Origin of the sequence: Brasilonema octagenarum UFV-OR1 (assembly GCF_963888615.1) — a bacterium.
GTDB lineage: Bacteria > Cyanobacteriota > Cyanobacteriia > Cyanobacteriales > Nostocaceae > Brasilonema > Brasilonema sennae.
This window is the reverse complement of sequence record NZ_CAWPKW010000251.1, coordinates 39,104-50,316: the sequence shown is the minus strand read 5'-3', so window position 1 is coordinate 50,316 and position 11,213 is coordinate 39,104. Positions and strand designations below refer to the sequence as shown.

At 42.0% G+C, this 11,213-nt stretch carries 7 protein-coding genes; all 7 read right to left on the bottom strand.

Features of this window, described 5'->3' with window-relative positions; all coding sequences use genetic code 11:
• Positions 1-184: 184 nt before the first annotated feature.
• Positions 185-346, bottom strand: coding sequence for an MvdC/MvdD family ATP grasp protein (locus AC5590_RS20530; RefSeq protein ID WP_348982706.1), 162 nt, complete (start codon positions 344-346; stop codon positions 185-187).
• 149 nt (positions 347-495) lie between these two features.
• Positions 496-843 carry a microviridin/marinostatin family tricyclic proteinase inhibitor gene (locus AC5590_RS20525; protein WP_169265297.1) on the bottom strand — a complete coding sequence of 116 codons (348 nt, stop codon included), beginning with the start codon at positions 841-843 and terminating at the stop codon, positions 496-498.
• Between the two features lie 688 nt (positions 844-1,531).
• Positions 1,532-4,297, bottom strand: a complete 2,766-nt coding sequence (locus tag AC5590_RS20520) for an SDR family NAD(P)-dependent oxidoreductase (protein WP_169265296.1) — start codon at positions 4,295-4,297, stop codon at positions 1,532-1,534.
• Positions 4,298-4,445: 148 nt separating this feature from the next.
• Positions 4,446-6,716, bottom strand: a complete 2,271-nt coding sequence (locus AC5590_RS20515) for a tetratricopeptide repeat protein (protein ID WP_248277235.1) — start codon at positions 6,714-6,716, stop codon at positions 4,446-4,448.
• Positions 6,717-6,751: 35 nt separating this feature from the next.
• The gene (locus AC5590_RS20510) at positions 6,752-8,938 is read right to left on the bottom strand and encodes an O-linked N-acetylglucosamine transferase, SPINDLY family protein (protein ID WP_169265295.1); all 2,187 of its coding nucleotides are present in this window, start codon (positions 8,936-8,938) and stop codon (positions 6,752-6,754) included.
• 472 nt (positions 8,939-9,410) lie between these two features.
• Positions 9,411-10,790, bottom strand: a complete 1,380-nt coding sequence (locus AC5590_RS20505) for a calcium-binding protein (RefSeq protein ID WP_169265294.1) — start codon at positions 10,788-10,790, stop codon at positions 9,411-9,413.
• Between the two features lie 151 nt (positions 10,791-10,941).
• A complete protein-coding gene (locus tag AC5590_RS20500; protein WP_169265293.1) occupies positions 10,942-11,142 on the bottom strand; it encodes a hypothetical protein in 201 nt (66 codons plus the stop codon).
• Positions 11,143-11,213: the final 71 nt, after the last annotated feature.

Genomic DNA, 11,213 nt, shown 5'->3' with positions numbered 1-11,213 from the left:
GCAGTCGCCTACGGAGGGAGACCCTCCTGCAGCGCTGTCTCACCGTGCGCGGGTTAAGCGCGTTGAGGGATGTGGCGTGAGCCAGTACTTGATGAGGGTTTCCCGACAGAGGTATCTGGCGTTGGGGTTCCCCCCGTTGTCGCACCTGGCGTCGGTTGGGGGATCTTAACAAAACTAAACACCACTAACTGAACCGTATTGGAGCCAATTCTTCACCTAAATAAGGTTGCCAAATGCGACGCATCCAAACAGCTTGCACCTGCTTTGTGCTGATAGAGTTGTTACCATATTCCAGCCTATAATCAACTCCCAGAATTGCTGAGTTGAACTTTGAGTTCCACAGCAAGTAGAAATTGATCTGTGTCGAGGTGGAACGGTTGCACCCCTTTTTTCATAGGGCTTGTTCAACTCTATGCTATTGTTAAAAATCACCACTATGAGTGATTAATAAAACAATCTCACGCGGTAGGTACATACAAAGACAGCCTCAAGGCTTTATTTTACGGTATCTATAGCAATTATTTGATCATCACCATCTGATGGATATTTTTGCGTCATAGCTTCATCACTATCTGATGGATACTTCTTAGTGAATCCTCCACCACCCACGTCGTCTTTATCTGAGGGATACTTCTTAGTGAATCCTCCACCGTCTTCATTATCAGATGGATATTTCAAAGTGGTGGCTATTTCATCTTTGGCAGGAGCAGAAACTGCTGTCAAACCGCCATGAACGGTTTCCATTTCTTCTTCAGACAAGTCTTCACAGAATTGTCCTTCTAAATAGCGGGCGAAAAAAGGTACTGCTTTGTCATTTAAAGCTTGCTGATCATTGTCAGACATATGTTGCTCCTTTGGATTGGTAGATGTGAGTTTTAGAAAATCTATACATTCTTATTTCTTGCTAATTATCACAAGAAATCGAATCATAACCAGATTGTGAGGAACTGCTGGATTTGTTATTTATATGCAACCCTGATTTAAACTTTTGACTAATCTGACTTTGACTCTGGGTAGATGTCTTGGAAAAACTTTTTCATCCGACAAGAATCTTGCTATTAGTTTAGATTTTCCGTCTGACTACAAGTTGTTTGTAGTTCTTAATAGTACCACCGATTATCCTGATAATTCTTGTAGAATTATAGTCAAGAGAAACAAGCAAAATTTTGTCAAATAACTTGCTTTTTATGAATGTAGTATCAAGCAGAAATGCTCATGGTACTTTGTTCCAAGAACATGCTCACTTTTCTTTAGTTATTTTCTTTCTAGCCTTTTTTGTTCACTTTGATACTATATCGGAATGGCTCAAAAGAATCAACATTGTTTAACAAAAATAACATCAATATTTTCGTTCATAAGAGTTTATTTTTCTCTTTAGAACTTCACGACATACCGTTTTTAACACAATTGAAAAATCAGTGAGCGTATCTTAGTTAAGCGTAAATGTTAACTTCCGGAATTGGGGCCTTGGTGATGGTTGGGATATCAAGTTTGTTTTAGTGATAAACACATTGAAACTTTTGCCACACTGTCATTTAGGGGGAGTGAGATTACACCTTTGGGCAATCTCATCCCGCAGCAAAGACACTTTATCTTGGGTTAGCCAGGTAAATAACTTAGCCATCGCAATAGAAGAGCGATCAATTTTGAGAACTTCCTCAAGCATCTGCCAGGCTTGGGCTACATTCCCAGCTTGCAGTGGAATTATTGTGGATTGCAGGCAATAGTTAAAGTAATGGCTACGGGATTTTGCCGTAATCTCGGTACACAGTTCAGATGGCAGATAACTTTCCGAGATGTCGATCGCACGGCGGATGGATATAATCTGAGTCCCAGATAATAAAAGATCGCTAGTTATACTGTTAGAATGCTCACGGAAACGCGCCAAAATACTAGGCTCACACCACCAATCATAAGAAGTAGCAATGCGTTTATAAAGTTCCCAGTCAGAAGTGAAGCTCAACTCAGGAAGATAGCCTCCTAGCCGTTCATGAGCTAACCGACGAATCACAACTGCCGACATATTTAATGGATTAGCCACTCCAATTTTCCACAGCCAATCTTGAGTTACGCCTTTATATTCTCCACACACTTGCTGGAAGCGAATCACTTTTTCTTTGTCATTAATATTTTCATAACCTGTAAAAGCTGCTCCAATAGACTCTGAACACCCTTCTAGACTCTGCTTTAACTGGGAATAAAAACCAGGGAGGACATAGTCATCGTCGGGAATAACATGAATCCACTGACCGCGAGCCAGAGCAATACCTGCGTTCATATTTTTGATGGCGCCAATATTCTCTGGATTGCGGTAGTAGCGCACGACTCCTTTGCCGATACTGTTTACCATTTCAAACAGAGGTGTCTGACTAGCATTCTCCATAACCAGAATTTCCATCTCCTCTTCTCCTGGCCATTGTGCTAGTACGCTAGCGAGACATTCGAGAAGATAGTCAGTGCGGTTATATACTGGAATAACCACACTCCAAAAAGGTCGCGGTTTCTCACTGTCACAAACGGGTGGAATCGCTGGAAACTGATAAGCTCCGACAGTGACCTCTGTTTGGGGAATCGGTGGTGTAACTGAACTTTCCGGAGTCGTTTCAGTATCCTGATAAGCTTCTACAGCTTTGGCGTAGTGGGGATTAATCAGCTTTAACCATTGTCGGTAAGCAGCAGCTGCCTTTTGTAACTGGTTTTGCTGTTGATAAATCTTGCCTAAGTTTTGGTAAACTTCCGGGTAGTTGGGATTGAGTTCCAGAACTTTTTGATAGCAGGCGATCGCCTCTTCTAACTCCCCAAGTTCATGCAGCACAACCCCCAAATTGAAATGAGCTTCAACTAAATTGGGTTGTAGGATGATCGCCTGCTTGTAATAAGCAACAGCAGTTTTTAAATCGCCTGCTTTTTTCCGGACAATACCCAATTCGTGATTTAATTGTGCATAGTAGAGTTGTTTTTCGGTTGAGAGCTTGCCTTGGGCGTGAAGTGCATTGCCTAAATTTGCTTCTGCTTCTGTAAAGTCCGGCTTTAATTCTAGGGCTTTTTGATAGTAGTTAATTGCTTCCTCAAACAGTCCTTGTTGTTGCAGAGCGTAGCCCAAGTTGTTGTAAATTGGTAGTGAATCTGGTCGTAGGGCAAGAGCTTGATGGTAGGCGATCGCTGCTTCTGGAAATTGCTCTTGAGCTAAACGCAAATTCCCTAAACTGAACCAACTCTTGACAGAATCTGGCTGCACACCAACAGCAGCACTCAGAAACTGTTCCGCCGACTGGAGGTGACCGCTTTGCTGCGCTAGCATACCTAACCCGTATAATGCCTCCGGGTGGTTGGGGTGTTCTCCCAGCACCTGATGGTAACTTTCCTCAGCCTGGGTTAAGCGATTGGCTCGATGATGTTCAACAGCAAGTTGCAGGATTGCAGAAATTCTGCTCATATCAACTTCAGGAACGCTCTGCAATCGGTTCAATCTGAGTGCATACAAGCTTTTTTCTCTGAGTTCCCGACTCCATTTTTGCCTCTCATTCAGGTCGTCGCTGACCTGCATGTATTGCCCGGACAACTCGTCATACTTACCAGATGCCAATCGCAGAACAAGATCCACCGCTAACTCCGGCGGTACATCTAGACCTTTTTCAAATATTTTACTAGACCAGGGAATCCACTTCTGTCCTTCGGCCGAGAACGCCACGTCTATCATCTGAGTCCGAACCGCCCCAGGGCAGATAGCAAACACACTCACCCCATACTGTTTTGTCTCAAGAGCCAAGTTTTCACTAAACCGGATTAAGGCGGTTTTGCTGACCACATAAGGCGAGAGATAAGCGCAACCTACTAAGGCAGCTTCACTTGCTATATTAATGATCCTCCCTCGTCTTTGGGCGATCATGCTCGGCAAAACATATCTTGTGCACAGCAATGGTCCGTGTAAATTCACTTCCATATTTCGCCACCACTCTTGAGGATCAATCTCCCAGACTGGTCCAAGTGGGGACAAAACGCCTGCATTATTGATCAGCAAATCAACAGGTCCGAGTTGGTCTTCGATTTGGCTTACAACCTTCTCTACTGCTGCTTGATCAGTCACATCCACTGTCAGTGCGATCGCTCTGCCACCAGCTTTTGTAATATATGATACTGTCTCTTCAAGCTGATCCGCAGAACGCGCGATCACAGCCACTGACGCCCCAGCTGCAGCCAGAGCAATGGCATATGCTTGACCCAAACCTCGACCACCGCCAGTGATGATCGCCACCTGATTTGTAACGTCAACAAGTCCTGCTGGATTAATCTTCATATTAAATCTCCTGTTGATATGAAGGTTGGAATCTGGGAGGCTGTTAAGTAGAAATCGCGTTTTTGAGTTGGTTCTGCTTTTGGGAAATCTTGTCTAAGTTTGGATAAACTTCCGGGTAGTTAGGATTAAGTTCTGGAACTTTTTGATACTAAGCTCTAGCCTCTTCTAACTCCCCAAGTTCATGCAGTACAATCCCCAAATTGTAATGAGCTTCTAGCAAATCGGGTTGTAGGGTGAGAGCTTGCTTGTAATAAGCAACAGCAGTTTTTAAATCTCCGGCTTTCTCCCGGGCAATACCCAATTTGTGATTTAATTGTGCGTAGTAGATCTGCTTTTCGGTTGAGAGCTTACCTTGGGCATGAAGTGCATTGCCCAAATTCACTTCTGCTTCTGTAAAGTCCCGTTTTAATTCTAAGGCTTTTTGGTAGCAGTTAATTGCTTGCTCAAATAATCCTTGTTGTTGCAGAGCATAGCCCAAGTTGTTGTAAATTGGTAATGAGTCTGGTCGTAGGGTGAGAGCTTGATGGTAGGCGATCGCTGCCTCGGCAAACTGCCCGTGACCTAAACGCAAATTACCTAAACTAAACCACGTCTTGACAGAATCAGGCTGAGCTTGGGAAGCAGCACTCAGCCACTGTTCGGCGCTTTGAGGCTGCCCCAACTGAATCGCCAGCATACCCAAACTGTATAAAGCTTCTGGGTGGTTAGGTTGTTTTTCCAGAACTTGATGATATAGCTTTTGTGCGTCGTCTAAGCGATTAGCTCGATGGTGTTGAACTGCGAGTTGAAGCGTTTGAGCCACTTCTTGCGCGCCAAATCGTCTTGGCTTATTGACCACCTTGAGGAGAAAATCCTCCAGTGCTCTAACTGGTTTTAAGTCGCCATATAACTTGTGCTTATTTTGAGCAACTTGCTTTTTAATATATTGACGATATTCAGGATCTAGCCCAAGACGAACTGCAATTTTCACATAATCTTCTTTAGTTGCAGCAATAGTTTCTTCTATGCCCATCATTTTGAGTATAGCTAGGGTATGCCGTCCCCGCATTAAATCTCCTGGTAACGTGACGACTGGTATATTATGGGCGATCGCTTCTAAGGTCGAGTTGCATCCCGACCAACCGATGCTATCTAAGAAGACATCGGCGATCGCGCTCGTGCTTGCAAACTCTGTGACATCTAAGCGAGGCAAAAAGATGCAGTAGTCTTGATAATTCAGGCGTAATTCCTCAAAAGCTCGTCGTAAGCGTTGACGAAAGACTTCGGTAAGATATTCACCTTGTAGTGCTTCAAGAAAGACAAACTTACACTTAGATAAGTCTTTGGCAATTTTAGGAAAGACATCATCATGTTGGGGTAAATACTTATACAATGATTGGCAGCACCAGAACATGATTTCGTCCTCAGCAATACCAATTTGCCCTTTAGTGATTGCTTGCGATTCAATTGCCAAAGGCGTGTAATGAATCGATAAATTGGGTAATTTGACCAGCTTTTCTGTGTAGTGTTCATGAGCATTTTCTGGTTCCATTAACTCACTGCTCAAGTAGTAGTCAATTGTTGGTAACCCACTCGTATTCGGGTGTCCCCAAGATGTCATTTGAATGGGAGCTAGTCTTAAACAACCCAACTGAACTGTCATTGGGTGCATCCCAAATTCTGGAAAAATCAGAATGTGTAACTTGTCTTTTTGAATGGTTTCACACCATTGTTCTAACAACAATGGTTTTTGAGTAAATTTGTCAAAAACTTTCGCTGCTATTTGAGTCTGCTGATCTTGTTTGGGACTCGTGTGATATCCAAATAATTCAAACTCACTTCTATCCAGATTTTCTACCCACCCTTTGATTGGAATTTTCCAATTAGAATGATTGTAAAAAAATGCGGAAACAAAACCGATGCGAATTTTTTCGTTCGGTTGCAAATCTGGTAGAGGAATAGCTTGGCGACCTTGGGGATAGCGACTCGACATCAGCCCAGCAATCATTTCACCATAGACTTGCTGCAAACAACGGTCATTTAAGCCTTGATAAGCCAGATAAAAAGGCTGTAGAAAACCGACAGATTTAGCCGCCTCTATTCTTTGTTCGGGAGTTGCTACTTGATAGTGCTCAGCTAAATTTTGAAGATATTGCTGATAATTCTTTCGCTTCAACTGAATGTCGTCAAAATTGGAATAAATAATCGGTAGCTGAGCCATACAAATGCCAAGTTTGGCTGCAGCAAAATCAGGTTGGATGTTTAAGGCTTGCTGGTAATACTCTACGGCTTTTTCTAAAAGACCCTGGTCGCAGAGTGCTGTTGCCAAGTTATAATAAAATGAGGCATCGTTATGGTTAATTTGTAAAGCTTTCTGGTAAGACTCGATCGCTACTTCTAAGTTACCTTGTTCCTTAAGGATATTTCCTAAGTTGTTCAGCGCAATAGAGGCTATTAGCGGATTTGGGTAGAGATTTAAAACTTTTTGGTAAGCTTCGGTCGCCTCACATAATTTATTTGCGCTTGCAATACTTGTGCTAAGGATATTTGAGCGAGAACATAAGTGGGCTGAATTTTTAATATCTGCTTGTAGAGAGATTCCGCTTCATAAAAATCTTTACACTCATGTTTATCAATAGCTCGGTTGATGAGATATTGAACATTTGAATCTGAATCACTATCCCGATTAAATTGATGGATTCTGGTTTTTTTACCAACTACATTTAAAAGAAAATTTTCAAGTGCTCTAACTGGTTTTAAATCATGATATAACTTATATTTTTGGTCAGCAACTTGCTTCTTAATGTATTGACGATATTCAGAATCTTGCCCAAGACGAACTGCAATTTTCACATAATCTTCTTTAGTCGCAGCAATGGTTTCTTCTATGCCCATCATTTTGAGTATTGCTAGGGTATGGCGTCCCCGCATCAAATCTCCTGGCAAGGTGACGACGGGAATATTATGAGCGATCGCGTCCATAGTCGAATTACATCCCGACCAACCAATGCTATCTAGGAAGACATCGGCGATAGCTGCCATTCCAGCAAACCTCCTGCTATCCATATAAGGCAAAAAGATGCAGTAGTCTTGATAATTGAGTCCGAATTCCTTAAAAGCACGGCTTAACCGCTGCTCAAAGACTTCGGTCACACATTCACCTCTGTTATTTTGAATAAATACAAACTTGCAACTACCTAAATCTTTAGCAATTCGAGGAAAGACATCATCATGTTGCGGTAAATACTTGAATAATGCTTGACAGCACCAGAACATTAATTCGTCATTTTTGATGCCTATTTCTTTTTTGTTTATGACTTGAGGTTTAATCGCCAATGGCGTGTAATGAATCGATAGATTGGGCAACCTAACTAACTTTTCTGTATAGTGTTCTTGAGCGTTTTCTGGTTCCATTAACTCACTGCTCAAGTAGTAGTCTATCGTTGGTAACCCACTTGTATCCGGATGTCCCCAAGATGTGATTTGAATGGGAGCTAGTCTTAAGCAACCCAACTTCACTGTCAGCGGATCCATCCCAAATTCTGGAAAAATTAGGATGTGTAACTTGTCTTTTTGAATGGTTTCACACCATTGTTCTAACAACAATCGTTTTTGAGTAAATTTATCAAAAACTTTCGCTGCTATTAGAGTTTCCTGATCTTGTTTGGAACCAGTATGATATCCAAATAATTCAAACTCACTTCTATCCAGGTTTTCTACCCAACCCTTAATCGGGATTTTCCAATTAGAATGATTGTAAAAAAATCTGGAAACAAAACCGATGCGAATTTTTTCGTTCGGTTGCAAATCTGGTAGGGGAATAGCTTGGCTGTATTGGGGACAGCGATTCGACATCAGCCCAGCAATCATTTCCCCATATATTTGCTGTAAAGGACGATTATTTAAACCTTGATAAGCCAGATAAAAAGGCTGTACGAAACCGACCGCTTTAGCCCCCTCTGTCCTTTCTTCGGGAGTAGCGGCTTGATAATGGTAAGCCAGATTTTGGAGACATTGCTGATAATTATTTCGCCTCAACTGAATGTCGTCAAAATTGGAATAAATAATTGGTAGCTGAACCGTACAAATGCCAAATTTTGCTTGAGCATAGTTGGGTTTAAGGCTTAATGCTTGCTGATAAGACTTCAACGCTCTTTCTAACTCGCCTTGTTGCAGCAAGACATTTCCTAAATTGTAATGAGCCTCAGCATAGTCAGATTTAATGTTCAATGCTTGTTGATAGGACTTTAATGCTGCGTCTAAATTGTCCTGTTGTAGGAAGACACTTCCCAAATTATTATGAGCTTCAGCATAGTCAGGTTTAACGTTTAACGCTTGCTGGTAAGACTTCGACGCTGTTTCTAACTTGCCTTGTTGCAGGAAGACATTTCCTAAATTGTAATGAACATCAGCATAGTCAGGTTTGAGTCTTAATGCTTCTTGATAGGACTTCAACGCTGCGTCTAACTTACCCTGCTGCTCAAATAAACTTCCTAAATTGCAACTTGCGATCGCGTAATATTGGTTTTCTAATTGGGGTTGGAATTGTAATATTTGTTTATATAGCGATTCAGCTTCATCCAATTGACCTGACTGATGCTTCTGCGTCGCGATTACGATCAAAGACTTAATGTTAGATTCTAAAATATTTTCAGTATTCATGGCTGTACCCAGATGAGATCGAGCTATTTAATAAGCGATCGCTTCGCCTCCCCTATGCCCAGAGGGTTTTCTGGAAGAAAACCCTTTGGGTAAATAAGGGCGATAGCTAGCCCCTAAGGGGCAAAGCTCGCCGGGGGGATACTCCCCCCGGCAGACTTTGGCGCTGCGCAAACGCTGCTCCCTAAGCGCAAAGCGCACGCTACGCGAACGGCAGATCGCGCTTATAGCCTCAAATTTCCTAATTAAGAAAACAGTAGGTTGGATCAACGATCACCCAACCCAACAGAACAAAGGTAAGTGCTGGTTTCTGTCCTGCGGACACGCAGTCGCGTTCGTTTTTCAACCAACCTACAAGTTCTATATTTGCCTTAACTGAACTCTATTGGCTTATTGGCTCAAAAATTTTCCGATAATGGCAATTCACTACAGCAATTTTAAATACTAAGTCGATGTTTTAGAGGGCAATTAGCCGCTAAAAACCCCAAGTAAACACTATTGATTGAGAGTTAATCTGACTGGAATTTACACCCGCAAGCAGTAATTTTCCTTCAGTCCATCCACGCTCAAAATCGAAGAGAACACCATCCTTGGTATCGGTTATGTTACCTTGAGAAAACATCTCTTTTAACCATTTATCAGGACTCAGAAGAGTCCAGTTTTGGAATACTAGCTTATCGGTACCAACCTGGAAGTCTTTGATGATGTCGTAGTCACTACTTGAATTATCGCCACCTTTAAATACAAATTGGTCATAGCCGTCGCCACCAACCAACACATCACTACCACGACCACCAGTCAGGATGTCATCGCCGGAACCACCACTGAGTTTATCATTACCTGCATCTCCATATAGCCGATCATTGCCTGGACCTCCTTCGAGGATATCATCACCTTTGTTTCCATCCAGAGTATCATTTCCTAGGCTGCCATATATTTTACTAGCACCATCGCTGCCACTCAGTTTATCATCTCCTATCGTGCCATATGTGACATCTTTTCCCAGATTGCCGATTAAAGTATCCCCCAAAAAGGTAACTGCAGTGGCTTGAATTTCCACTACAGTTATATTGGTATCTTGCTTAAACGTCTGCTGGTAAGTTCCACTATACTTGCCTGTGACGGAGTCTTGCCCATTGTTGCCATCAACATCACGAGTTTGATTGGGAGTGGCAATGTTGACATTCTTACTACCACCAATCTTCAGTTCGCCAACTTTTTTAGAGGAAATTAAGTTACCAGTGATGCCAAAATAATCTAAGACCTTGGGTTTATTGGGATCTTTGGTGTCTAACACCACGAAAGCAGTTTTCGATTTAGCCTCGTTATATTCAGCATTCGGATTTTCAATTTCTTTAGCTGTCAGTGCGACATCTGCTAAAAAATCGAAACGGAAAGCAAGATTCGCCTTAACTGCAAAATTAGCAACAACTTTAGTTTGACTGTTGGAACTTCCTGCATACGGACCATCTAAACCAATCCCAGTACTGTCATTGAAGAGCACAGAGAAAGTTGGGTCATTGTTGAAAATAGCTCTAGCGTCACCAATAGCAGTAGCTACCCCACCGCGAACCAATGTGTCCGCTTGGGAAGCAGTCAAAAAAGATGCTGAAGGTTGACTATAGTTGAACAGAGTAAAAAGCCCTGTAGCGTTAGCAAAATTAGGGTTGGGATTAGGAGTTGTATTGGTTGGTTGTAAAAATACAGTTTCTGATGCCATGAACTTCAACTTTTCTCCAATTGTAAAGTTTGTCTGCAAAATAACAGCGATAGCTGAGTGCAGATGCTCCCTGGCGAATTTTGCTGTAAAAGTTCCAGAAAATAGCAGTCCTAAATCCTGAGCCGCTACGGGCATGCTAAGTGTATCTGCTGCCCAGACGCTCCTTTGTATGGCTACAGCACGCCTTACAGCGTAAGCATGATTGCATGCACTTGGGTTTACGTAAAGATATTGTTAATAGCTCAAAATTGCACGAAGTTAAAGTGCTAACTGTTCTTATTCCCTGTTAATTACCACAAGAAATAGAACTATACCCAGATTGTGAAGAACTGCTGGAATTGTTATCAGATGAAACTTTTACTGAAACGCTTTGAATAATCTTAGTTTTACCATCACCAGATGCTTTAACAAAATCTTTTACTTCCGCAACAACTTTGCCATCTGGTGAGACTATCCGTTTAACGACAACTTTCTCATGCTCTTCCATAATTATACCAACCGTTTGTTGTTTTATAGACTTATTGCAAATGTGCTTTTAGTTAGCGATACACCCTTAGC